Origin of the sequence: Herbaspirillum lusitanum, assembly GCF_026127345.1 — a bacterium.
Classification (GTDB): domain Bacteria; phylum Pseudomonadota; class Gammaproteobacteria; order Burkholderiales; family Burkholderiaceae_D; genus Herbaspirillum; species Herbaspirillum lusitanum.
Map to the genome: position 1 here is coordinate 146,559 of NZ_QXFG01000016.1, position 22,136 is coordinate 168,694.

The 22,136-nt window shown below is 62.2% G+C and carries 21 protein-coding genes; 3 read left to right on the forward strand and 18 right to left on the reverse strand.

Going from position 1 to position 22,136, the window contains the following annotated elements; genetic code table 11:
• Nucleotides 1–116: 116 nt before the first annotated feature.
• The 7 genes from otsA to lptM all read right to left on the reverse strand — a co-directional run bounded on the left by otsA (nucleotide 117) and on the right by lptM (nucleotide 8,564).
• Complete coding sequence (gene otsA, locus DXT88_RS21445; protein ID WP_265215974.1) at nucleotides 117–1,493, reverse strand: alpha,alpha-trehalose-phosphate synthase (UDP-forming); 1,377 nt, start codon at nucleotides 1,491–1,493, stop codon at nucleotides 117–119.
• 58 nt (nucleotides 1,494–1,551) lie between these two features.
• Nucleotides 1,552–3,405 (reverse strand): glycoside hydrolase family 15 protein, encoded by a 1,854-nt coding sequence (locus tag DXT88_RS21450; RefSeq protein ID WP_265215975.1) that lies wholly within the window; start codon nucleotides 3,403–3,405, stop codon nucleotides 1,552–1,554.
• 135 nt (nucleotides 3,406–3,540) lie between these two features.
• Nucleotides 3,541–4,308: a trehalose-phosphatase gene (otsB, locus tag DXT88_RS21455; RefSeq protein ID WP_265215976.1), complete on the reverse strand. Its 768-nt coding sequence runs from the start codon at nucleotides 4,306–4,308 to the stop codon at nucleotides 3,541–3,543.
• Nucleotides 4,309–4,529: 221 nt separating this feature from the next.
• Nucleotides 4,530–5,981 carry a sodium:solute symporter family protein gene (locus DXT88_RS21460; protein WP_265215978.1) on the reverse strand — a complete coding sequence of 484 codons (1,452 nt, stop codon included), beginning with the start codon at nucleotides 5,979–5,981 and terminating at the stop codon, nucleotides 4,530–4,532.
• A 199-nt stretch (nucleotides 5,982–6,180) separates the two neighbouring features.
• On the reverse strand, nucleotides 6,181–6,924 hold the full coding sequence (locus tag DXT88_RS21465) for a DNA-3-methyladenine glycosylase (protein WP_238533930.1): 744 nt from the start codon (nucleotides 6,922–6,924) through the stop codon (nucleotides 6,181–6,183).
• A 32-nt stretch (nucleotides 6,925–6,956) separates the two neighbouring features.
• Entirely contained in the window at nucleotides 6,957–8,252 is a 1,296-nt protein-coding gene (gene lysA, locus DXT88_RS21470; protein ID WP_265215980.1) for a diaminopimelate decarboxylase, read from the reverse strand.
• A 75-nt stretch (nucleotides 8,253–8,327) separates the two neighbouring features.
• A complete protein-coding gene (gene lptM / locus DXT88_RS21475) occupies nucleotides 8,328–8,564 on the reverse strand; it encodes an LPS translocon maturation chaperone LptM (protein ID WP_265215981.1) in 237 nt (78 codons plus the stop codon).
• Between the two features lie 40 nt (nucleotides 8,565–8,604).
• Here lptM and cyaY point away from each other — a divergent pair, with 40 nt between their 5' ends.
• On the forward strand, nucleotides 8,605–8,940 hold the full coding sequence (gene cyaY / locus DXT88_RS21480; RefSeq protein ID WP_016833170.1) for an iron donor protein CyaY: 336 nt from the start codon (nucleotides 8,605–8,607) through the stop codon (nucleotides 8,938–8,940).
• A 16-nt stretch (nucleotides 8,941–8,956) separates the two neighbouring features.
• On the opposite strand, the gene glpK is transcribed toward cyaY, so the two are convergent.
• The 8 genes from glpK to glpD all read right to left on the reverse strand — a co-directional run bounded on the left by glpK (nucleotide 8,957) and on the right by glpD (nucleotide 18,267).
• Entirely contained in the window at nucleotides 8,957–10,438 is a 1,482-nt protein-coding gene (gene glpK / locus DXT88_RS21485; RefSeq protein WP_265215982.1) for a glycerol kinase GlpK, read from the reverse strand.
• Between the two features lie 237 nt (nucleotides 10,439–10,675).
• Nucleotides 10,676–12,403: an ABC transporter substrate-binding protein gene (locus DXT88_RS21490; RefSeq protein ID WP_016833173.1), complete on the reverse strand. Its 1,728-nt coding sequence runs from the start codon at nucleotides 12,401–12,403 to the stop codon at nucleotides 10,676–10,678.
• A gap of 129 nt (nucleotides 12,404–12,532) precedes the next feature.
• Nucleotides 12,533–12,814 carry a DUF2160 domain-containing protein gene (locus DXT88_RS21495; RefSeq protein WP_265215983.1) on the reverse strand — a complete coding sequence of 94 codons (282 nt, stop codon included), beginning with the start codon at nucleotides 12,812–12,814 and terminating at the stop codon, nucleotides 12,533–12,535.
• Between the two features lie 2 nt (nucleotides 12,815–12,816).
• Nucleotides 12,817–13,635, reverse strand: a complete 819-nt coding sequence (locus DXT88_RS21500) for a carbohydrate ABC transporter permease (RefSeq protein ID WP_016833175.1) — start codon at nucleotides 13,633–13,635, stop codon at nucleotides 12,817–12,819.
• Nucleotides 13,628–14,518: a carbohydrate ABC transporter permease gene (locus tag DXT88_RS21505; RefSeq protein ID WP_016833176.1), complete on the reverse strand. Its 891-nt coding sequence runs from the start codon at nucleotides 14,516–14,518 to the stop codon at nucleotides 13,628–13,630. The genes DXT88_RS21500 and DXT88_RS21505 overlap by 8 nt, the downstream gene beginning before the upstream one ends.
• A gap of 3 nt (nucleotides 14,519–14,521) precedes the next feature.
• Nucleotides 14,522–15,610, reverse strand: a complete 1,089-nt coding sequence (locus DXT88_RS21510) for an ABC transporter ATP-binding protein (protein WP_265215984.1) — start codon at nucleotides 15,608–15,610, stop codon at nucleotides 14,522–14,524.
• Between the two features lies 1 nt (nucleotide 15,611).
• Nucleotides 15,612–16,703 carry an ABC transporter ATP-binding protein gene (locus DXT88_RS21515; protein ID WP_265215985.1) on the reverse strand — a complete coding sequence of 364 codons (1,092 nt, stop codon included), beginning with the start codon at nucleotides 16,701–16,703 and terminating at the stop codon, nucleotides 15,612–15,614.
• Between the two features lie 49 nt (nucleotides 16,704–16,752).
• A complete protein-coding gene (gene glpD / locus DXT88_RS21520; RefSeq protein WP_265215986.1) occupies nucleotides 16,753–18,267 on the reverse strand; it encodes a glycerol-3-phosphate dehydrogenase in 1,515 nt (504 codons plus the stop codon).
• Between the two features lie 142 nt (nucleotides 18,268–18,409).
• Here glpD and DXT88_RS21525 point away from each other — a divergent pair, with 142 nt between their 5' ends.
• Both DXT88_RS21525 and gspG read left to right on the forward strand, forming a co-directional pair.
• The gene (locus DXT88_RS21525; RefSeq protein WP_321161129.1) at nucleotides 18,410–19,168 is read left to right on the forward strand and encodes a DeoR/GlpR family DNA-binding transcription regulator; all 759 of its coding nucleotides are present in this window, start codon (nucleotides 18,410–18,412) and stop codon (nucleotides 19,166–19,168) included.
• 110 nt (nucleotides 19,169–19,278) lie between these two features.
• Nucleotides 19,279–19,761 carry a type II secretion system major pseudopilin GspG gene (gspG, locus tag DXT88_RS21530; RefSeq protein WP_265215988.1) on the forward strand — a complete coding sequence of 161 codons (483 nt, stop codon included), beginning with the start codon at nucleotides 19,279–19,281 and terminating at the stop codon, nucleotides 19,759–19,761.
• Nucleotides 19,762–19,832: 71 nt separating this feature from the next.
• On the opposite strand, the gene DXT88_RS21535 is transcribed toward gspG, so the two are convergent.
• Genes DXT88_RS21535 through hslV form a run of 3 tightly spaced genes read right to left on the reverse strand, consistent with a single transcriptional unit; the run spans nucleotide 19,833 to nucleotide 21,974 of the window.
• Nucleotides 19,833–20,030 (reverse strand): hypothetical protein, encoded by a 198-nt coding sequence (locus tag DXT88_RS21535; protein WP_016833181.1) that lies wholly within the window; start codon nucleotides 20,028–20,030, stop codon nucleotides 19,833–19,835.
• A gap of 30 nt (nucleotides 20,031–20,060) precedes the next feature.
• Nucleotides 20,061–21,419 carry an ATP-dependent protease ATPase subunit HslU gene (hslU, locus tag DXT88_RS21540; protein WP_265215989.1) on the reverse strand — a complete coding sequence of 453 codons (1,359 nt, stop codon included), beginning with the start codon at nucleotides 21,417–21,419 and terminating at the stop codon, nucleotides 20,061–20,063.
• Between the two features lie 18 nt (nucleotides 21,420–21,437).
• Nucleotides 21,438–21,974: an ATP-dependent protease subunit HslV gene (gene hslV, locus DXT88_RS21545; RefSeq protein WP_016833182.1), complete on the reverse strand. Its 537-nt coding sequence runs from the start codon at nucleotides 21,972–21,974 to the stop codon at nucleotides 21,438–21,440.
• Nucleotides 21,975–22,136: the final 162 nt, after the last annotated feature.

A 22,136-nucleotide genomic window follows, 5' to 3' on the forward strand; every position in this document is an offset into this window, starting at 1 on the left:
TTTACGAGTCTGCTGCGCGCAGGCGGCACAAGGCCGACGCCGAGCGCCGCGCCAAGCTGCCGGAGAACAACAAAAACCTTTCGATTATTTGCCGCAATCACTACAAACAATGATTTTTAACGCGATTGTTCCAATGCCTCAAGGAAACTATTGCACCACCAATGGACGTCGTACTTGCGTATCGTCGCCAGCAAGGCGGCGTGGCGCTCCTTGCGTTCCTGCAGCGGCATCTGCAGCGCATGCTGGATGGCCTGGGCGGTGCCGTGGGTGTCGTAGGGATTGACCAGCAAGGCTTCCTTCATCTGCTCGGCGGCGCCGGCGAAACGCGACAGCACCAGCACGCCCGGATCTTCTTCATCCTGCGCCGCGACGAATTCCTTGGCGACCAGGTTCATGCCGTCGCGCAGCGGCGTCACCAACGCCACCGCGCAGGCACGATACAAACCCGGCAGGCGTTTGCGGGCGACCGTGCGGTGCATGTAGCGGATCGGCATCCATTCGAAGTCGCCGAAATCGCCGTTGATGGAGCCGCACAGGCTTTCCAGTTCGCGCTGGATGTCCGCGTAGGCGTCGACATCTTCGCGGCTTGGCGAGGCCACCTGCAGCAGCGTGGCGCTATGACGGTTTTCCGGATATTGCTGCAGCAACTCGCGGAAGGCGCGGATGCGATGCGGCAGGCCTTTGGAGTAATCGAGCCGGTCGACGCCGATCAGCAGGCGCCGCCGCGAATATTCCTTGCGCGTGTTCTCGAAGGTCTCGCGCGCCTCGCGGGCACGGCCGAGGCGCTGGAAGTCGTCGACGTCAATCCCGATCGGGAAAGCCTTGGCCTGCACCGTGCTGTTGAAGGCGCGGAACTGGCTTACCCCGACGGTCTCGGCGGTGGCTTCGGCTTTGACGTAATTTGAGAAATGCTGCAAATCCGCTTCCGTCTGAAAACCCACCAGGTCATAGGCGAACAAGGCCCGCATGAGCCACTCATGCGAAGGAATCGCCGCCAGGATTTGCGGCGGCGGCAGCGGGATGTGCAGGAAGAAACCGACGCGGTTGCCGCAACCCATGGCGCGCAATTCGGCAGCCAGCGGAATCAGGTGGTAATCATGGATCCAGATCAGGTCGTCCGGCTTGAGCAGCGGCATCAGCTTGCGCGCGAACAGTTGATTCACGCGGCGATAGCCGCCCAGGTGACCCGATTCGAAATGCGCCAGGTCGAGGCGGTAATGGAACACGGGCCACAGCACGCCGTTGGCATAGCCGCGATAGTAGGCATCATGGTCTTCGGTGCACAGGTCGAGCTCGGCCAGCGTCACCGGACCGGCCTGGTTGATATGCAGCGCGCCCTCGCCGGGAGTGCCGTCTTCGACGACCTTGCCGCTCCAGCCGAACCACAGGCCGCCGGTGCGTTTGAGAGTTTCACCGAGCGCCACCGCCAGTCCCCCGGCCGCCGGCTTGCGCGGATCCGCGAGACGATTGGAAACTACGACGAGGCGGGACATGATGAAACTCCTTTATTCTTGTGTAGAAAAAAATAGATCGACGGCAACCGCGGAACCATCAAATTACCGTCTCCCACGATACCGACAACCTCATTGCGCAATTGATGATCCCGACCATCGAATAGGTTTGCGGGAAGTTGCCCCACATCTGGCCGGTGACAGGATGCGTGTCCTCCGACAGCAGGCCGACATGATTGCGCGCCGCCAGCATGGCTTCGAAAATCTCGCGCGCCTGTTCCTTGCGGCCGATGCGGGCAAGCGCGTCGATGCGCCAGAAAGTGCAGATGTTGAAGGCGGTTTCGGGCCGGCCGAAATCGTCGGGTGCTTCGTAGCGGCGCATGTAAGGGCCGTCGCACAGGTATTTTTCCAGCGTGTCGACGGTGGCGATGAAGCGCTTGTCGGTCGGCGCGATCAGGCCGACTTCGACCATCAGCAAGACGCTGGCGTCGAGGTCGCGGCCGCCGAAACTTTCGGCGTAGGTCTGGCGCTCTTCGTTCCAGGCTTCGGTCAGGATGCGCTTGCCGATCATTTCGGCGCGCTCGTGCCAGTAGCGTGCGCGTTCGTCGAGTTCGAGCCGCGACGCGATCTTGCCGAGGCGGTCGCAGGCGGCCCAGCTCATCAGCGCCGACGAGGTGTGAATGCGCGAACGCGTGCGCAACTCCCACATGCCGGCGTCGGGACGGTCGTACATTTCAAAGGCGCGTTCGCCGACGGCTTCCAGGTGCTTGAACTGTTCGGCGCCGGCGCGATGATGCAGGCGCGCATCATGGAAAGCCTGCGCCGCACCGAGGATGATGTTGCCGTAGACGTCGTGCTGGAAATGCTCGTAAGCCTGGTTGCCCACGCGCACCGGCGCATGATGGCGATAGCCAGGCAGGTGATCGAGGATCTGTTCCGGCAGCGCTTCTTCGAGGCCGATGCCGTACAGCGGCTGTACGTGGCCGCCGGCCGAACGCACCACCACGTTGGTGAGCCAGCGCAGGTAATCTTCCATGGTGCCGAGTTCGGAAATGCTGTTGAGCGCGCGCACCACGAAGAAGGCGTCGCGCAACCAGCAGTAACGGTAATCCCAGTTGCGCGCGCTGCCCGGCGCTTCCGGCACGCTGGTGGTCATCGCGGCGATGATGGCGCCGGTGTCTTCATACACCGACATCTTGAGCGTGATGGCGGCGCGAATCACGGCAGCCTGCCACTCGAGCGGCGTGGCCAGGCTGCGGCTCCAGTTGCGCCAGTAGGTGATGGTTTCCTGCTCGAAGCTGCGCGCGGTGTCGCCGATGCCGCCGGTCAGCGTTTCGTCGGGACCGAGCAGGAAGTTGAACGGCCGGCTGATCACGAAGGCAGTCTCGTCGAGCAGGTAGCTGATCGGCGCATCGGTGTTCAGGCGCAGCGTCATCTCGGATCCGACGTAGCGCACGTGATTGCTGCCGCGGGTAATCTCCGGCACTTCGCGGCCCCAGTCGAAACGCGGCCGCAACAGCACGCGCAGACGCGGCGCGCCGTTCAGCGGCAGCACGCGCCGCACCAGCGTCTGCGGCCGGAAGAAGCGGCCGCGGCTGGGGAAGCGCGGCGCAAAGTCGGTGATCTCGACGCCCTGCCCGAGCGTGTCGTAGAGGCGCGTTTTCAGCACGGCGGTGTTGGGCTCGTACCATTGCTCGCTGTGCGAAAAATTCTCCAGCTCAAAACTCCACAGGCTGCCGCTCTCGCCGGGATCGAGCAAGGCGTTGAACACCGGATCGCCGTCGAAGCGCGGCAGGCAGCACCACACCATGCGGCCGAGTTTGTCGATCAGCGCACTGTAGGAACAGTTGCCGATCACGCCGAGATCGAGGGAAGAAGTGGAAGGCCGGTCGCCGTCGTTGCTGACGCCGGTGGAGGTGTCGTTGCTGGGAGTATCGATGGATGACGTGCTCATGCTGCCTTTCCTCTCTTTACTTTTTTGTCGCCGGAGCGGTGATGTGGATGTTGGCGCTGGTGGCGTCGGTGGTGCCGCTTGCCAATGTACCTGTGCCGGTAAACCTGCCTATCTGCCTGAAAAATTGCGCTGACGTCAGCCGCGCGATGCAACCCGCAGCGCCTGCTCCAGCCATTGATGCAGGGCAGCCGGATTGTCCAGGCGCATCTGCGCCCGGCTCTCGCCTTCGCCGATCTTGACGCCAAGTCCGCCGCCGAGGGTCTGCACCCAGTTGAAGCCGGCTTCGTCGGTGACGTCGTCGCCGACGAACACCGGACGACGTCCGGCGAACGGCGCCTCACGCATGAATGCGGCGATGGCGTCGCCCTTGTCGGCCAGCGCCGCCTTGGCTTCGACCACCATCTTGCCGCGCAGGACAGTGAAACCCGGCGCGCGCGCGTCCACGTGCGAACCCACCTTGGAGACCGCGTAATTCATCGCTTCGATACAGGCCTGTTCCAGATGCGGCGCCTTGCGGTAATGCAGCGCCAGCGCCCCACGCTTGGGTTCCAGCAGCAGCCCGGGATGACGCGCGACGAACGACGCGAGCCGCTCCATCAATGGATCGGTGGCGGGAGCGGCAAGTTGCACCAGCCGACCCGAGGCATCGCGGCGCTCGAGGCCGTGCACGCCGGCGGCAGGCAGGCGCAGCGGCGCCAGGTAATGGTCGAGCTGCGCTACCGGCCGGCCGCTGACGACCGCCAGCGCACCGTTCGCGCGTGTTTGCACCTGCTGCAACATCTCGATCAGGTCCGGCGCCGGGACCACGCTTTCCGGCTCGGGAGCCAGATTCACCAGGGTGCCGTCGAAGTCGAGAAACAATGCATCAGCGGCAAAATCGTATTCATGAGTTTGCAGAGACATGCTCAATGAGGTCGATTTAATACTGATTAGTTCCAATTGGTTTTTCGACAACAATTTTTTGCGAGTACAAGAAAACGGCTTGGTTCAGCGGAAAAAAATGCGAGGCGAACGGTCGTGGCGACCGTTGCAAAACAGGAGGGGAACAGAACGAGGAAGGTAGCGCAGCGCCTGCGCGATCCGCAAAGAATGCGAATCGCGCAGGGAAGAAAATCAAGATGGAATCAGTCGGTGCTCAGTGCGCCCGCTGCTGGCGCCTGCGGAATCGGCGCCACCAGTTGCGGCAGCAGCGAACCGAACACCATGCCGCCCACGCTCATCAGCAAACCGGCCAGCTGCGGCGGCCACAGGCCTTCCGGCGCGACGTATTCGAGCGTGATCCAGGTCGTCAGGCCGAGGATCATGGCAGCCAGCGCGCCCTGACGGGTGGCACGCTTCCAGTACACGCCGAAGGCCAGCGGCACGAAGGCGGCGACCAGCGTCACCTTGTAGGCGTTTTCGACCATCTGGTAAATGCTCGACTGGCTGTTGAGCGCCAGCGAGGTCACCGCGATCGTGAACAGCAACACCACCACGCGCATCGAGAACAGGAATTCCTTGTCGCTCTTCCAGGGGCGGATTTCCTTGATGACGTTTTCGGTGAAGGTCACCGACGGCGCCAGCAGCGTCGCGCTGGCGCAGCTCTTGATCGCCGACAGCAGCGCGCCGAAGAACATCACCTGGGCGAACACCGGCATCTTCTCCATGATCAGGGTCGGCAACACCAACTGCGAGTCGGTCTCAAGCAGGCGCGCCACCATGGCCGGATCGATCAGCGTGGCCGAGTACGCCAGGAAGATCGGGATGAACACGAAGCCGAAATAGATCACGCCCCCGAGGATCGAGGCGTTGCGCGCGATCTTTTCGGTCCTGGACGACATCACCCGCTGGAACACGTCCTGCTGCGGGATCGAGCCCAGCATCATGGTGATCCACGCGGCAAAGAACCACATCACCTCCCGGAGCGAGGGCGAGGGCCAGAAATTGAATTTGCCGGCATCGGCCGCGTGCCGGATCACGACGCCGGCGCCGCCGACCATGCCGGAGACTTCCCAGCCGATATACAGCATGCCGACCACCACGATGATCATCTGCAGGAAATCGGTGATCGCCACCGCCCACATGCCGCCCATGAGCGTATAGATCAACACGCTGGCGGCGCCGATGATCATGCCCGCCTGCATCGTGATGTAGCCGCCCGAGACGACGTTGAAGACCAGCCCGAGCGCCTTGATCTGCGCCGCCACCCAGCCGAGGTAGGAAATCACGATGCAGATCGTCACCAGCATTTCAGCGGCGCGGCCGAAGCGTTTCTTGTAATAGTCGCCGATGGTCAGCAGGTTCATGCGGTACAGCGGCCGGGCGAAGAACACGCCCACCAGGATCAGGCACAGCGAAGAACCGAAGGGGTCGGCCACGATGCCGCCCAGGCCTTCCTTGAGGAAGGTCGAGGACACGCCCAGCACCGCTTCCGAGCCGAACCAGGTGGCAAACACCGTCGCCGTCACGACCGACATCGGCAAGGCCCGGCCGGCAATCGCGAAGTCCTTTCCGCTCTTGACGTACCTGCTTGCGTAAAGACCGATACCGACTGAAATCACCCAATAAAGTATGACGAACCAGATCAGGGCATTCATGCATGTTCCTTACGCAAAAGGGGCTCAAAAAGAGGCTGAAAAATGAACGGGACGACAGGCGAAAACGCGCATTATAGCGGCATTGGCGGGGGATTTTGCCGCCCTGACAGCAGCGTGTCAGCAAATTTCGCGCCACCGGCGGCCGGCGTTGAAAACGGCGATGTTGAATTCCGGCAAGCCGGCCGCCTGAGGCTGGGGATCAGCCCGGGACGGGAATGACGCCGCGCGGGAATTCCTGCACGGCCGTCGGCCTGCCGTCGCGGTCAACCCAGCGATAGTCCGTCGGCGCGACTTGTCCCTTGCGCAGCGGATTGCGCGTGCAATGGCGGGCGTAAGCGGGATCGACGAAGCGGTAAGGAAGGTGTTCGTCGCGGCCGGTCGGGATGCCCAGCCGCGTGGTTTCGATCAGCGTCGGCGGCGCTTCGCCGACGTCGTCGACAAAAAACACGGCGGGATCGAACGTGCCGGCATCCCAGTCGGGCACGCGCAAAGCCAGCGATTTGCATAGCAAGGTCTGGCCTGCGCAGAGACGGCTCAGGGGGCGTACGCCGCCTTGCGCGTCGGGATTTTCCGCCTGCATCACCGCCAGAGCTGCGGGACCGGCGATCGGGTCGATCCAGGGATAGCCCGATTTGATCAGGACCGCATTGCCCGGACCGGCAGCGCTGAAATTGAGCGAATCGCCGCCGCGCGCGTAATACATGTAGATGGTGCCGCCGTCCATGAACAGGGCGCGGCGCTTGTGGGTGTAGCCCAGCGAGGCATGGCTGCCGCGCTCGTCGAGACAATAGGCCTCGGTCTCAATGATGCGGGCGGACAGCCACTGGCCTTTCCAGCGGCGCCGCAAGACCTTGCCGATCAGGGCGCGCGCCAGGGCGGGGCTGTCCTGATCGAAGAACGCGTTGTCCAGCATCGCAAACCGGGCCGCGTCAGTTGCAGTCATACGGCTCATGCGCTTGCCCGGCAATGCCGATATCAGCCGGCGATGGATTCCAGCGCGAACAGATCGGCTGGGTTTTCGCGCTTGCGGATCAGATGCGCCTGGTCGCCGTCCACCAATACTTCGGCGGCGCGGCCGCGCGTGTTGTAGTTGGAAGCCATGGTCATGCCGTAGGCGCCGGCCGACATCAACGCCAGCAAGTCGCCCGGCGCGATCGCCAGTTCGCGGCTGCGCGCCAGCCAGTCGCCGGATTCGCACACCGGACCGACGACGTCATAGGTCCTGGCGGCGTCCTTGCGCTGTTGCACCACTTGCACACCATGCCAGGCTTCGTACAGGGCCGGACGCATCAGGTCGTTCATGGCGGCGTCAACCACCGCGAAATTCTTGCTCTCGCCGTGCTTCAGGTATTGCACTTCGGTCACCAGCACGCCGGCGTTGCCGACGATGGAGCGACCCGGTTCGAACATGACCTTGATCGCGCGGCCGGCGTATTTTTCCTTGCGCCAGGCATCGATGCGGGTGAACAGGCGGCCCAGGTAGTCGCCGACCGGAACCGGTTGTTCGTCGTCGTAAGTGATGCCGATGCCGCCACCGATGTCGAGGTGATGGATGGCGATGCCTTCGGCTTCGAGCTGGTCGATCAGTTCGATCACCTTGTCGAGCGCTTCCAGCAGCGGCGCGTCGTCGAGCAGCTGCGAACCGATGTGGCAGTCGATGCCGACCACTTCAATGTTCGGCAGCGCGGCGGCGTCGCGATAGCAGGCCAGCGCGTCTTCGTAGGCGACGCCGAACTTGTTTTCCTTGAGACCGGTGGAGATGTAAGGATGGGTCTTGGCGTCGACGTTCGGATTGACGCGCAGCGAAATGCGCGCGCGCTTGCCGGCTTCGCCCGCGACTTCGTTGAGGCGATGCACTTCGGGAATCGATTCGACGTTGAAGCACAGGATGTCGTGTTGCAGCGCCAGGCGCATCTCATCGCGGCCCTTGCCCACGCCCGAGAAGATCACCTTGCGCGGATCGCCGCCGGCGGCAATCACGCGCAGCAATTCGCCGCCCGAGACGATGTCGAAGCCGGAGCCGAGCTTGCCCAGCACATTGAGCACGGCAAGATTCGAGTTGGACTTGACCGAATAGCAGACCAGCGCGCCGCCGTTGTCCGCATTTTCAGTGCGACCGGCTTTCTTGCAGGCATCGGCATAGGCCGAGAAGTTGGCGGTCAGCGCTGCCTTGGAATAGACGTACAGCGGCGAACCGAATTGCTTGGCCAGTGCATTCAGGGGCAGGTTTTCGGCATGCAGCACGCCGTCGCGGTAAGAAAAATGGGACATGAGAGTTGAGAACTGCGTGAGAACTGCGTAAAAAATTGAGCGCTGCGCAAAAACCGGGAGAAATACAGCGAGAAATTATTTGGCGCTGCCGGCGGGCGCCGAAGCCGGCGCAGGCAAGGAGATCGCCGGCACACCGGCGTCATCGGGCACGTCCGGTTTGCTCATATTGTCCGCAGGCGCGGTGCGTACGCGCTCCGCCGGAGGCTTGCCGATGTAGAGCGGGCCCTTCTGGCCGCAACCGGTCAACAGCAGAGCCAACATGGCGGCGCCAAGCAGCGGACGGGCAGGAGAAAAATGAAATGGAGACTTCACGATAGAATCACGGGTTTACATCAATGTCTCGGAGTGTAGCATGACAGAATCAGAATTCCTGGCCCTCGCGGATTCCGCGCTGAACGCGATCGAAGCCGCACTGGAGCAGGCTACCGACGACACCGACCTCGACGTCGAATGCAGTCGCAGCGGCAATGTCCTCGAAATCGAATGCATCGATAACGGCTCCAAAATCATCGTCAACAGTCAGGCGCCGATGCAGGAGCTGTGGCTGGCCTCCAAATCGGGCGGCTATCACTTCAAATACGACGGCAAACAATGGCTGAGCGCGCGCGACGGCGCCGAGCTGTACGCCACGCTGTCGGCGTCGGTCACCGAACAGGCCGGCGTGGCCGTGACGCTGAGCGCACCCTGAGCCGGAAGCAAGTTCATCAACCGGCGCTGACCTGCTTGATGGCGCGCTCCCAGGTTTGTATTTTTGTCTGCGCTTCGTCGCGGCTCATGGTCGGCAGGAAGGTGCGTTCCATGCGCCAATGTTCCGACAACTCAGCCATGTCGCGATAGACCCCGGTCGCAAGACCGGCAAGACTGGCGGCGCCCAGCGCTGTGGTTTCCGTGACCTGCGGACGGATCACCGGGATGCCGAGCAAGTCGGCCTGGAATTGCAGCAGCAGGTTATTGGCCGACGCGCCGCCGTCAACGCGCAATTCGGTGATCGGCGACACGGCGTCGCGCACCATTGCCGTCAGCAAGGCGGTGCTCTGGAAGGCGATCGATTCCAGCGCGGCGCGCGCAATGTGCGCCACCGTGCTGCCGCGGCTGAGACCGACGATCGCGCCCTTGGCCGAGGGATTCCAGTACGGCGCGCCGAGCCCGGTAAACGACGGCACGAACACCACCCCGCCGGAGTCCGGCGCCGAGGCCGCCAGTTCTTCCACATCCGTCGAATTCTTGATTGCCTTGAGGCCGTCGCGCAGCCACTGCACCACTGCGCCGCCGATGAACACGCTGCCTTCAAGCGCGTACTGCTTGCGCTCGCCGACCTGGCAGGCTGCGGTGCTGATGAGGCCGTTGTGCGACTGCGCGCACTGGTCGCCGGTATGCAGCAGCATGAAGCAACCGGTGCCGTAAGTATTCTTGGCCATGCCGGGCTGGAAGCAGGCCTGGCCGAACAGGGCTGACTGCTGGTCGCCGGCGATGCCGCCGATCACTACCGCCGCCCCCAGATGCCCGGCGTCGGTGTGACCGTAGAGATGCGCCGAGGGATGCACCTCCGGCAACATCGAACGCGGCACGTCCAGCCATTCCAGCAATTCATCATCCCAGTTGCCGGTATGAATATTCCACAGCATGGTGCGCGAGGCGTTGGACACATCGGTCACGTGCAGGCGGCCGCCGGTCAGGTTCCAGATCAGCCAGGCGTCGACGGTGCCGAAGGCCAGCTCGCCGCGCCGTGCACGCTCGCGCAGGCCCGGCACGCTGTCGAGTATCCAGTGCAGCTTGGTGCCGGAAAAATACGGATCGAGCACCAATCCGGTCTTGGCCTGGATGGCGTCCGTCAGGCCGCGCTCGCGCAATTCGGCGCAGATGGCTTCGGTGCGGCGGTCTTGCCAGACGATGGCGTTGTGCACCGGCTTGCCGGTGGCGCGGTCCCACACCACGGTGGTCTCGCGCTGATTGGTGATGCCGAGTCCTGCCAGGTCGGCGGCCTTGATGCCGGCTTGCGCCAGCACCTGGCGACAAGTCTGCAACTGGCTGTTCCAAAGATCCATGGGATCGTGTTCAACCCAGCCGGGCTGCGGAAATATCTGGCGAAACTCTTGCTGCGCGGTGGCGACGATGGCGCCGGTTTCGTCGAAGATGATGCTGCGTGAGCTGGAGGTGCCCTGGTCGAGAGCGAGCAGATATGCCATGACATTTGCCTTACAAATCACTGTGAAATCACAGCGTAACAACGATTGCGCCGTGCTGGAAGGAAAAACGTCATCCCGGCAACTGCCGGAATGACGCCGTGGCGCTACTTGAAGTTGCGGCTTCCTGCAGAAGCATAGCGAGCGGTCCTAGCTCTGGAGGAGAAGCGCAGCCGTACGTGAGTACGGTGAGCATCGCAGTCCGGAGATCGGATCGCGCAGTAGCTTGTGCGGGAATGCCTAGCGAACTTTGCCGTCCTTCCATGCTTGCAGCAGTTTGTCGTAAGGGATGGTTTCCCCCTTTGGTTTTTCGTTGGCCAGCTTGGTCCATGGGGCGCCCTTGTCGGACATCCAGCTCGCAGGATCCTTCTTGTCGTTGAGCTTGGGCGCGCAGTTCTTCATGCCGGCGCGCTGCAGGCGGGCCATGATGCCGTCCATCTCTTCGGCCAGGTTATCCATCGCGCCTTGCGGCGTCTTTTCGCCGGAAATCGCGGTGGAGATATTCTTCCACCACAGCTGCGCCATCTTCGGATAGTCGGGCACGTTGTTGCCGGTCGGGGTCCATGCCACGCGCGCCGGGCTGCGGTAGAACTCGATCAGGCCGCCGTACTTCGCCGCGTTCTTGGTGAAGTATTCCGAACGGATATCGGAATCGCGGATGAAGGTCAGGCCGACGATCGATTTCTTCAGCGACACGGTCTTGGACGTCACGAACTGGCCGTACAGCCAGGCGGCGGCCATCTGGTCAGGCGGCGTGCTCTTGAGGAAGGTCCAGGAACCGACGTCCTGGTAACCGTTCTGCATGCCTTCTTTCCAGTACGGGCCATGCGGGCCGGGGGCCATGCGCCACTTCGGCGAGCCGTCGGTATTGACCACCGGCAGGCCTTGCTTGGTCATGCCCGCAGTGAAGGCGCTGTACCAGAACACCTGCTGCGCGATATGGCCTTGCGCCGGCACCGGACCGGCTTCGGAGAAGGTCATGCCGAGCGCTTCCGGCGGTGCATATTTCTTCATCCAGTCGAGGTACTTGGTCAGCGCATACACTGCCGCCGGCGAATTGGTGGCGCCGCCGCGCGACATTGACGCGCCGACCGGCGTGCACTTGTCGGCCGCTACGCGGATGCCCCATTCATCGACCGGCAAGCCGTTCGGCAGGCCCTTGTCGGCGGCGCCGGCCATCGACAGCCAGGCATCCGTGAAACGCCAGCCCAGCGACGGATCCTTCTTGCCGTAGTCCATGTGGCCGAAGATCTTCTTGCCGTCCAGTTCCTTGACGTCGTTGGTGAAGAAGGCAGCGATGTCTTCGTAGGCCGACCAGTTTTGCGGCACGCCCAGTTCATAGCCGTACTTGGCCTTGAACTTGTCCTGCAAATCCTTGCGCGCGAACCAGTCGGCGCGGAACCAGTACAGGTTGGCGAACTGCTGGTCGGGCAGCTGGTACAGCTTGCCGTCCGGCGCGGTCGTGAAGCTGGTGCCGATGAAATCCTTCAGGTCGAGGCCGGGATTGGTGTATTCCTTGCCGGGACCGGCCATGTAGTCGGACAGCACCACGGTCTGGCCGTTGCGGTAGTGGGTGCCGATCAGGTCGGAGTCGTTGACCCAGCCGTCGTAGATCGACTTGCCCGATTGCAGCGAGGTCTGCATCTTTTCGACCACGTCGCCTTCCTGGATCACGTCGTGCTTGACCTTGATGCCGGTGATTTCCTCGAAGGCCTTGGCCAAGGTCTTCGATTCATAGGCGTGGGTGTCGAGGGTTTCCGACACCACGTGGATTTCCTTGACGCCCTTGGCTTTCAGTTTGGCGGCGGCATCGATGAACCATTGCATTTCGCTCAGCTGCTGCGTGCGCGACAGCGTGCTCGGCTTGAATTCGCTGTCGATCCATTTCTCGGCCGACTTGGTGTCGGCCCAGACATTGCCTGCCACTGCAATCGCAGCGGCCAGCACGGTAAGTTTGAATTTTTGCATCACGTCTCCTCGTCACCTTCCCAAAGATGGTCGCGCCGGAGAGGGAAGGACATTCCCCGAACGCGTCATTTCATTCCAGGTTTTTTTATTCTGAGCAAACCGGAAATTGAATCCTGATCACACGCAAGGTCAGCCCTTGCGCATGACGATAAACAAGGCCGCCAAACCGAGCACGGCGGCGTACCACTGGTCCAGGTCGGTCACCGCGACCCAGGCCAGATTGATGTAGGCAGCACTCAGCAGGCCGATGAACAAACGGTCGCCGCGGGTGGTTCGCAACGGCAGGAAACCCTTGCGCTCCACCGTCGGCGAACGGATTTCCCAGATCGTCATGCCGACCAGCATGAGCGCGATGCAGATGAAAAAGACGGCGATCGGCGGCGTCCACGACATCCATGAAAAAGCAGCCATCGTCACACCCTCCCCATCGCGAAGCCCTTGGCGATATGGTTGCGAACGAACCAGATCACCAGCGCTCCCGGAATGATCGTCAGCACCCCGGCGGCGGCCAGGATGCCCCAGTCCATGCCGGCCGCCGACGCGGTGCGCGTCATGATGGCGCTGATCGGCTTGGCGTTGACCGAGGTCAGCGTGCGCGCCAGCAGCAGCTCGACCCAGCTGAACATGAAACAGAAGAACGCCGTCACGCCGACGCCCGACTTGATCAGCGGCAGGAAGATACGGAGGAAGAAACGCGGGAAGGAGAAACCGTCGATGTAGGCGGTCTCGTCGATCTCGCGCGGCACGCCCGACATGAAGCCTTCCAGTATCCACACCGCCAGCGGCACGTTGAACAGCATGTGCGCGAGCGCCACGGCGATGTGCGTATCCATCAGCCCGACCGTCGAGTACAGCTGGAAGAACGGCAGCAGGAACACCGCCGGCGGCGTCATGCGGTTGGTCAGCAGCCAGAAGAACATGTGCTTGTCGCCGAGGAAGCGGTAGCGCGAAAACGCATAGGCCGCCGGCAAAGCCACCAGCAGCGACAGCACCGTGTTGATGGCGACGTAGATGATGGAGTTGATGTAGCCCGAATACCACGAGGCGTCGGTGAAGATCACCTTGTAGTTGTCCAGCGTCGGCTGGTTCGGCCACAACGTGAAGACCGCCAGGGTTTCTTCATTGGTCTTCAGCGACGTATTGAACAGCCAGTACAGCGGGATCAGCGTGAAGGCGATGTAGAGCGCCAACGTCAGCATGCGCGGCCAGTTGCCTTGCTTGTTTTTACTCATGATTGGCTCCGGTGTTCTGTCCGCCATTGCCGGCGCTTTGCATCCAGTTGTACAAGACGAAGGACAGCAGCAGGATGATCAGGAAATAGATCAGCGAAAACGCCGCCGCAGGTCCCAGATCGAACTGGCCGACCGCCTTTTGCGTCAGGTACTGGCTCAGGAAGGTGGTCGAATTGCCGGGACCGCCGCCAGTGAGCACGAAGGGTTCGGTGTAGATCATGAAGCTGTCCATGAAGCGCAGCAGTACCGCGATCACCAGCACGCCGCGCATCTTGGGCAACTGGATGAAACGGAACACCGCCCAGCGGCTGGCGCCGTCGATCTGCGCCGCCTGGTAATACGCATCCGGAATCGAGCGCAGGCCGGCGAAAGCCAGCAAAGCCACCAGCGGCGTCCAGTGCCAGACATCCATCACCAGCACTGTGATCCAGGCGTCGAGCGAGTTGGAGGCGTAGTTGTAGTCCATGCCGAGCCGGCTCAATACATAACCGCCCAGGCCGATGTCGGCGCGGCCGAAAATTTGCCAGATGGTGCCGACCACGTTCCATGGAATCAGCAGCGGCATGGCCAGGATCACCAGCGCCGCCGACGACTTCCAACCCTGCGCCGGCATCGACAGCGCCAGGCCGATGCCCAGCGGGATCTGCACCAGCAGCACGCAGAACGAAAAGATCAGTTGGCGCAGCAGCGCCGAATGCAGTTCGCTGTCGCGCATCACGGCGCGGAACCATTCGAGGCCGACGAACACGCTCTGCTCGGGACTGATGATGTCCTGCACCGAATAATTGACCACCGTCATCAGCGGGATAATCGCGGAGAACGCGACCGTCAGGAACACCGGCAGGATGAAAAACCAGGCCTTGTTGTTGTATGGCTTGTTCATGACCTATCGCCCTATCCTTTCGTCATTGCTGAAGAAGATCGTCTCCGCCTTCGCCAGGCGCAGCCATTGCCGGCCCTCGCTCAGCCTGGTCGAGGCATCGAGCCTGGCCTTGACGATCTGACCGCCGAATTCCGCCGTGAGCAGCTGGCTGGTGCCGAGATGCTGGACTTGCACGATGTTGGCGCTGACCGCACCGGGCGCGCCGGCCGTGGTCAGTTCCACGAACTCCGGCCGGATGCCGAGCTTGAGTTCACCGTTGGCATGCTTGAGCGCCTGCAGTTGCGCGGCGTCGATGTCCACGCGCTGCTGTCCGATCACGACGGCGTCGCCGTCGATCTGCAGCGGATAAAAGTTCATGCCGGGGCTGCCGATGAAATAGCCGACGAAGGTGTGATCGGGACGCACAAACAAGGCTTCCGGCTTGCCCTGCTGCACCACCTTGCCGTTGGTCATGACCACCACTTCGTCGGCGAAGGTCAGCGCCTCCACCTGGTCGTGGGTGACGTAGATCAGCGTCAGCTTGAGCTGGTGGTGGATCTGCTTGAGCTTTTGCCGCAGCTGCCATTTCATGTGCGGATCGATCACCGTCAAGGGCTCGTCGAACAGGATCGCCGCGACGTCCTTGCGCACCAGTCCGCGCCCCAGCGAAATCTTTTGCTTGGCGTCGGCGGAGAGACCGCTGGCGCGCTGCTTGAGATCGCGCGTCAGTTCGAGGATTTCGGCGATTTCATGCACGCGCGCGCGCACTTCGCTCTCCGCCACCTTGCGATTGCGCAGCGGGAACGCCAGGTTGTCGAACACGCTCATGGTGTCGTACAGCACCGGGAACTGGAACACCTGCGCGATGTTGCGCTCGCGCGTGGGCATCTGCGTCATGTCCTTGCCGTCGAACAGCACCTGTCCTTCGGACGGCACCAGCAAACCGGAGATGATATTGAGCAGCGTCGACTTGCCGCAGCCGGACGGGCCCAGCAAGGCGTAGGCGCCGCCGTCTTCCCACACCATGTTCATCGGTTGCAGGGCGTAGTCTTCCAGCGACGCCGGATGGGGTCCGTAGGCGTGACCGAGATTGCGGAATTCAATGCGTGCCATGTCAGTCTCCCTGCGGGGCGCTCAGCAGGCGGCCCTCGGTATCGAACAGAAAAATCTGTGCGGCATTGATGTTGACCTGCACCGCGCTGCCAATCTCGAGCGCATGCACGCCGGGCAATTGCGCCACCAGCGCATCGCCGCCGTGGCGCAGGTGCAGATAAGTTTCGGAACCGCTCAGTTCGGCCAGGCCGACCGTGCAGGCGAGCGTGACGCTTGCGCCCGCACTGTTGCCCGCTTGCAGGCGCACATCGTTGCAACGCACGCCAACCCGGCAACGCTGGCCCGCGGACAGCGCCAGATTGCGACCAGCGACTGACAGCACGCTGCCGTCGTCGAGCTTCACGCTGGCATTGTCGATGGCGGTCGCCGCCAGCATGTTCATCGGCGGGTCGTTGAAGATGGCCGCCACTTCGGTCGAGGCCGGCGCGTTGAACAATTGCAGCGTCGGGCCGAACTGCAACAAACGGCCGGCGTGCATCACGGCGGTGTGGCCGCCGAGCAGCAGGGCTTCCTGCGGTTCGGTGGTGGCGTAGACCACGGTGGTGTCGCCGCTGGTGAACAGGGAAATCAGTTCCGAGCGCAGTTCTTCGCGCAGCTTGTAGTCGAGGTTGACCAGCGGCTCGTCCAGCAGCACCAGCGGCGCGCGTTTGATCAATGCGCGCGCCAGCGCGGTACGTTGCTGCTGGCCGCCGGACAGTTCGCCCGGCAGGCGTTGCAGCAGGTGGGCGATGTGCAGTTTTTCGGCGATCTCGGTGACGCGCTGATGGATTTCCTGCTGCGGCAATTTCTTCAGGCGCAGGGGCGAGGCAATGTTTTCGTACACGCTCAGGCCCGGATAATTGATGAACTGCTGGTACACCATGGCGAGGTTGCGCTCGCGCACGCCGACGCCGGTGACGTCCTTGCCGTCGACCAGCACGCTGCCGCTGCCGGGCTTGTCGAGGCCGGCGATGATGCGCATGAGCGAGGTCTTGCCGGCCTGCGTCGGGCCCAGCAAGACGTTGATGCCGCCTGCCGCCAGCTTCAGATCAAGCGGGTACAGATGCGTTTCCGCACCCACCGACTTGGTCACTTGTTTTAATTCCAGGGTCACGCTGTCTCCTTGCTGCTGTTCTGTTTTTTACATGCGCAGGTCTTCAGGACTAAGTCTGCTCCTTCAGCCATTGCTGCAATCGTTCCACGTGCTGCGGCCGGCAATACAGGCCCAGCTTGCTCCGACGCCACAGGATGTCTTCTGCGCTGCAAGCCCATTCGACGTCGCGCAGATAGCGTGCTTCCGACTCGTAGAGCCCCGGCGCCAGTTCTTCGCCGAGATCGGCGAGAGCGGCGGCACCCTTGAGCAGGCGTTCGGCACGGCTGCCGTAGCTGCGCGCATAGCGCTTCGCCAGCGCCGGCGGCAACCACGAATGGCGTTCGCTGAAGCCCGCCAGGAAGCGCGCGAAGTCGTAACGCCTGACCAGCTTGCCCGGCTGCTCCAGATCGCCGCCGGGCAACGGCGCGTCGGCAGTCCACGGCGGCGCCTTGAATCCCAGCCGCGGCGACAGGACGGCCAGCGCTTCTTCGGCGAGCTTGCGATAGGTGGTGATTTTTCCGCCCCAGACGTTGAGCATGGGGGCGCCGTTGTCGTTGCACTCGAGCAGATAGTCGCGCGTCACGGCGGAGGCGTTGGAGGAATTGTCGTCCAGCAGCGGACGCACGCCGGAATAGGTCCACACCACGTCTTGCGCGGAAATCTGGCGCGTGAAATAGCGGTTCGCCATCTCGCACAGATAGTCGGTTTCCGCTGCGCTGATCTCGACCTTGCCGGCGTCGCCGGTGTATTCCAGGTCGGTGGTGCCGATCAGCGTGAAGTCGTCCTGATACGGAATCGCGAAAATGATGCGCTTGTCCGGGTTCTGAAAAATGTAGGCGTAAGGATGGTCGAACAGACGCTTGACGACGATATGGCTGCCCTTGATCAGGCGCAGGCCGTAGCTCTTGCTGGCGCCGGGCACGGCGTCGGCGAACTGCGCGGTCCACGGACCGGCGGCGTTGACGATGGCGCGCGCCTGCACCTGGATGCGGCCGTCCTGTTCATTCTCCAGCACGGCGCGCCAGAGGTCTCCTTCACGACGTGCTTCGATGCATTTGGTGCGGGTGAAAATACGGGCGCCGCGTTCGCTGGCGTCGAGCGCGTTGAGCGCCACCAGGCGGGCATCGTCGACCCAGCCGTCGGAGTAGACGAAGCCGCGGCGATAGTCGCCCTTGAGCGGTTTGCCGGCGGCATGTTCGTTGAGCTTGAGTCCTTGCGAGGCCGGCAGGATTTCGCGTTTGGCGAGATAGTCGTACATCAGCAGGCCGGCCCGGATCAGCCAGGCCGGGCGCTGGCCGGCGTCGTGCGGCATGACGAAGCGCAGCGGCCAGATGATATGCGGCGCGGCGCGCAGCAGCACCTCGCGCTCCTGCAAGGCCTTGCGCACCAGCTTGAATTCGTAATACTCGAGATAGCGCAGCCCGCCGTGGATCAGCTTGGTGCTGGCCGAAGAAGTATGCTGCGCCAGATCGTGCTGCTCGCACAGGATCACGCGCAAGCCGCGGCCGACCGCGTCACGGGCAATCCCGGCGCCATTGATGCCGCCGCCAACCACCAGAAGATCACATTCAAGAAGTGTGTTCAACTTGTCTCCGGATTTTTTATTTGCCGTATTGTATTTTTTGGCTACGATACGCGACAACCTGAAAACAAATCAACAATTATTTTGTTGTTTTCAATTCGATTATGTTTTTTAATGTTCATATGATCATTCACCAATTCCCATGATGCTCAATCCGCGGCAACAAACCTTGCTGGACTGCGTGCGCAAGCACATTACGATTTCAGTGGAAGAACTGGCGCAGAAGCTCGATGTGACGACGCAGACGGTGCGCCGCGACGTCAAGGCGATGGTCGACGCCAAGTTGCTGGCGCGCTACCACGGCGGCGTCGGCTTGCTTTCCTCGACCGAGAACATTGCTTATCCGCAGCGCCAGGTGATGAACGCCGAGGCCAAGCAGCGCATCGGCAAGGCGGTTGCCGCACGCGTGCCGGACGGCTGCTCGCTGATCCTGAACCTGGGCACCACCACCGAAGAAGTGGCGCGCGCACTGCATCAGCACAGCAACTTGCACGTGGTCACCAACAATCTCAACGTCGCCAGCATGCTGGCCAGCAATACGGGGTCGGAAGTGATCGTCACCGGCGGCGTGGTGCGCGCGCGCGATCGCGGTATTGTCGGCGAGGCAACCATCGACTTCATCCGCCAGTTCAAGGTCGACATCGGCATCATCGGGATTTCCAGCATCGAGCTCGACGGCGTGTTGCGCGACTTCGATGCACGCGAAGTCAAGGTCGCGCAAACCATCATCGAGCAATCGCGGCAAGTCTGGCTGGTCGCCGACTCGAGCAAGTTCGGCCGCCAGGCGCTGGTGAAGATGGCGCACCTGTCGCAGATCGACGTCTTGTTCACCGACGCGCCGCCGCCGCCGGAGCTGGCCAAATTGCTGCAGGAAACCGAGGTCGAGGTGGTGTTGGCGACCTGAGCCGAAACAGGATCCGGAAGCAGAACTTTCAGGCAATCCGACTCTGCAATACCAAAGCCGCCGCTTCGGCTTTATACTCTCGCATCTCGCTTTACTGGAAAGAAAGTCCGATGCGCCGCACAGTTACGCGACCCGTTTCTCCCACGCAACTTCTCACGCAATTTTTTTCGCTGCAACGCGGCCTGAGCAAATTACAGATGTTGACTGCACTGGCCATCATCGCGGTGGTGGCCATCGTCGCCGCACCGCGCCTGATCAATGTCGTCAATCACGCCCACAGCCCGCAGATCGTCACGGCCGAGCAGGACATTGCCGAGATCGAAAAGGGCTTGCAGCTGTACAAGCAGGACAACGGCCGCTACCCCACCACCGAGCAAGGCCTGCTGGCGCTGATCGTCAAGCCCGGCCGCGCGCCGGTGCCGAAGGAATGGAAAACCGGCGGCTACCTCGACCGCCTGCCGCGCGACCCCTGGGGTAACGCCTATGCATATCGCGTGTCTGCCGATGGCGACAGTTTCGAGGTATTTTCCTTCGGCGCCCACGGCCCGGATGAAGGCGACGACAACGCCGGTGTGATTCGCGGCAAGCACTGATTGCTCTTCACACTTGCTGCAGACGTAAAAAAGCCACGGCATGCCGTGGCTTTTTATTGCGCCGGACCAGGTCAATCCTGGCTAGGTTCATCCAGTTTCTTTTTCACCTCGCGCCGCGCCGACTGCCGCACGGCGGAAGCGGTCTTGCGATGCGGACCGGCGGCGCGCTGCTTGGCGGCGACCGCGACCGGATTGCGCGGCTTGGCAAGTTGCGAAGGCTCAATGCGAAAGCTCAGCTTTTGCCGCGTTCCCAGCGTCTTGTTTGCCATGCCGCTCTCCTTCAGTTCACCATGCGTCGCTTACAGCACGTAGCGCGAAAGATCTTCGTTGACCGCCAGTTCGCCCAGGCGATCCTTGACGTAGGCCGCATCGATCGCGATGGTCTGCGCACCGGTTTCCCCGGCTGTGAATGAAATCTCTTCCAGCAGTTTTTCCATCACCGTGTAGAGGCGGCGCGCACCAATGTTTTCGGTCTTTTCATTGACCGAGAACGCGATCTCCGCCAGTTGCTGGATGCCGCTGTCGTCGAACTCCACCTTGACGCCTTCGGTTTCGAGCAGGGCCTGGTATTGCTTGGTCAGGCAGGCGTCGGTGCCGGTCAGGATGGTTTTGAAATCATCGATCGACAAGGAATCCAGCTCGACGCGGATCGGGAAGCGGCCTTGTAATTCCGGAATCAGATCAGACGGCTTGGCCAGATGGAAAGCTCCCGACGCGATGAACAGGATGTGGTCGGTCTTGATCATGCCGTACTTGGTGTTGACGGTGGTGCCTTCGACCAGCGGCAGCAAGTCGCGCTGCACACCGGCGCGCGAGACGTCGGCACTGCCTTGCGAGCGCGTGGCGATCTTGTCGATCTCGTCGAGGAAGACGATGCCGTTCTGCTCGACGTTGGCGATCGCCTTCTGCTTCAGTTCTTCTTCGTTGACCAGCTTGCCGGCTTCTTCTTCGATCAGGAATTTCATGGCCTCCCTGATCTTGACCTTGCGTGTCTTCTTGCGGTTGTTTCCCATGCCGGAAAACATGCTCTTGATCTGCTCGGTCATTTCTTCCATGCCCGGCGGCGCCATGATTTCCATTGCCGGCGAAGACTCGGACAGTTCGATCTCGATTTCGCGGTCGTCGAGGGCGCCTTCGCGCAGGCGTTTGCGGAACGTCTGGCGCGTGGTGCTACCCTTTTCTTCCACGCCGTCGTCCGAGGCGACGGCGTTCTTGTTGCCTTCCGGCGTGAAGCCGAAATCGCGCGCCGGCGGCAGCAGGATATCAAGCACGCGGTCTTCGGCGGCGTCTTCGGCGCGGGCGCGCACCTTGCGGACTTCACCTTCGCGGGTCTGCTTGATGCCGATGTCGATCAGGTCGCGGATGATGGTGTCGACGTCGCGGCCGACATAGCCGACTTCGGTGAATTTGGTGGCTTCGATCTTGATGAAAGGCGCGTCGGCCAGCTTGGCCAGGCGACGGGCGATTTCGGTCTTGCCGACGCCGGTGGGGCCGATCATCAGGATGTTCTTGGGCGTGATTTCGTGGCGCAGCGGCTCGGCGACCTGCTGACGACGCCAGCGGTTGCGCAGCGCAATGGCGACGGCGCGCTTGGCGCGGCCTTGGCCGACCACGTGTTTGTCGAGTTCGGAGACGATCTCTTTGGGAGTCATGTTCATGGTGATGTTCTTTGCTCTTTAATCGAGTGTTTCGATAATGTGATTCAGGTTGGTGTAGATGCAGAGCTCGCCTGCAATCACCAGCGATTTCTTGACGATGTCGGCCGGCGACAGCTCGGTGTTTTCCTGCAGCGCCTTGGCGGCGGATTGCGCGAAGGTGCCGCCCGAACCGATCGCGCCGATGCCGTCGGTCGGCTCCAGCACGTCGCCGTTGCCGGTGATCACCAGCGTAGTGTCGCGGTCGGCGGTCAGCAGCATGGCTTCGAGGCGGCGCAGCATGCGGTCGGTGCGCCATTCCTTGGCCAACTCGACCGAGGCGCGCATCAGGTTGCCCTGGTGTTTTTCCAGCTTGGATTCAAACAGGTCAAGCAGCGTGAACGCATCGGCCGTGCCGCCGGCGAAGCCGACCAGTACCTTGCCGTTGTAGAGCTTGCGCACCTTGCGCGCCGTGCCCTTCATGACCACGTTGCCGAGCGTCACCTGGCCGTCGCCGCCCAGCGCCACGGTGTTGCCGCGTCGGACGGAGAGGATGGTCGTGCCGTGAAATTGTTCCATGCGAATGCCTCAAGAATGTGTTGCGCGGAGTGTTGCTTTGCTTGTTCTGGTGAAATGGGGACAGCCGGGCAGATTGCAAGGAGTGCGCGGACGCACAAGCCTGCCGGTGCAGAGGCATTATTTTACGCCGCTACGGCAGGAGACAGAAGGCAGGGAAGAGAA

Excerpts from the sequence above, each read along its gene's own strand:
- otsA (WP_265215974.1), bottom strand. The coding sequence starts at position 1,493 with ATGTCCCGCCTCGTCGTAGTTTCCAATCGTCTCGCGGATCCGCGCAAG.
- DXT88_RS21450 (WP_265215975.1), bottom strand. The coding sequence starts at position 3,405 with ATGAGCACGTCATCCATCGATACTCCCAGCAACGACACCTCCACCGGC.
- otsB (WP_265215976.1), bottom strand. The coding sequence starts at position 4,308 with ATGTCTCTGCAAACTCATGAATACGATTTTGCCGCTGATGCATTGTTT.
- DXT88_RS21460 (WP_265215978.1), bottom strand. The coding sequence starts at position 5,981 with ATGAATGCCCTGATCTGGTTCGTCATACTTTATTGGGTGATTTCAGTC.
- DXT88_RS21465 (WP_238533930.1), bottom strand. The coding sequence starts at position 6,924 with ATGACTGCAACTGACGCGGCCCGGTTTGCGATGCTGGACAACGCGTTC.
- lysA (WP_265215980.1), bottom strand. The coding sequence starts at position 8,252 with ATGTCCCATTTTTCTTACCGCGACGGCGTGCTGCATGCCGAAAACCTG.
- cyaY (WP_016833170.1), top strand. The coding sequence starts at position 8,605 with ATGACAGAATCAGAATTCCTGGCCCTCGCGGATTCCGCGCTGAACGCG.
- glpK (WP_265215982.1), bottom strand. The coding sequence starts at position 10,438 with ATGGCATATCTGCTCGCTCTCGACCAGGGCACCTCCAGCTCACGCAGC.
- DXT88_RS21490 (WP_016833173.1), bottom strand. The coding sequence starts at position 12,403 with ATGCAAAAATTCAAACTTACCGTGCTGGCCGCTGCGATTGCAGTGGCA.
- DXT88_RS21495 (WP_265215983.1), bottom strand. The coding sequence starts at position 12,814 with ATGGCTGCTTTTTCATGGATGTCGTGGACGCCGCCGATCGCCGTCTTT.
- DXT88_RS21500 (WP_016833175.1), bottom strand. The coding sequence starts at position 13,635 with ATGAGTAAAAACAAGCAAGGCAACTGGCCGCGCATGCTGACGTTGGCG.
- DXT88_RS21505 (WP_016833176.1), bottom strand. The coding sequence starts at position 14,518 with ATGAACAAGCCATACAACAACAAGGCCTGGTTTTTCATCCTGCCGGTG.
- DXT88_RS21510 (WP_265215984.1), bottom strand. The coding sequence starts at position 15,610 with ATGGCACGCATTGAATTCCGCAATCTCGGTCACGCCTACGGACCCCAT.
- DXT88_RS21525 (WP_321161129.1), top strand. The coding sequence starts at position 18,410 with ATGCTCAATCCGCGGCAACAAACCTTGCTGGACTGCGTGCGCAAGCAC.
- gspG (WP_265215988.1), top strand. The coding sequence starts at position 19,279 with ATGCGCCGCACAGTTACGCGACCCGTTTCTCCCACGCAACTTCTCACG.
- DXT88_RS21535 (WP_016833181.1), bottom strand. The coding sequence starts at position 20,030 with ATGGCAAACAAGACGCTGGGAACGCGGCAAAAGCTGAGCTTTCGCATT.
- hslU (WP_265215989.1), bottom strand. The coding sequence starts at position 21,419 with ATGAACATGACTCCCAAAGAGATCGTCTCCGAACTCGACAAACACGTG.
- hslV (WP_016833182.1), bottom strand. The coding sequence starts at position 21,974 with ATGGAACAATTTCACGGCACGACCATCCTCTCCGTCCGACGCGGCAAC.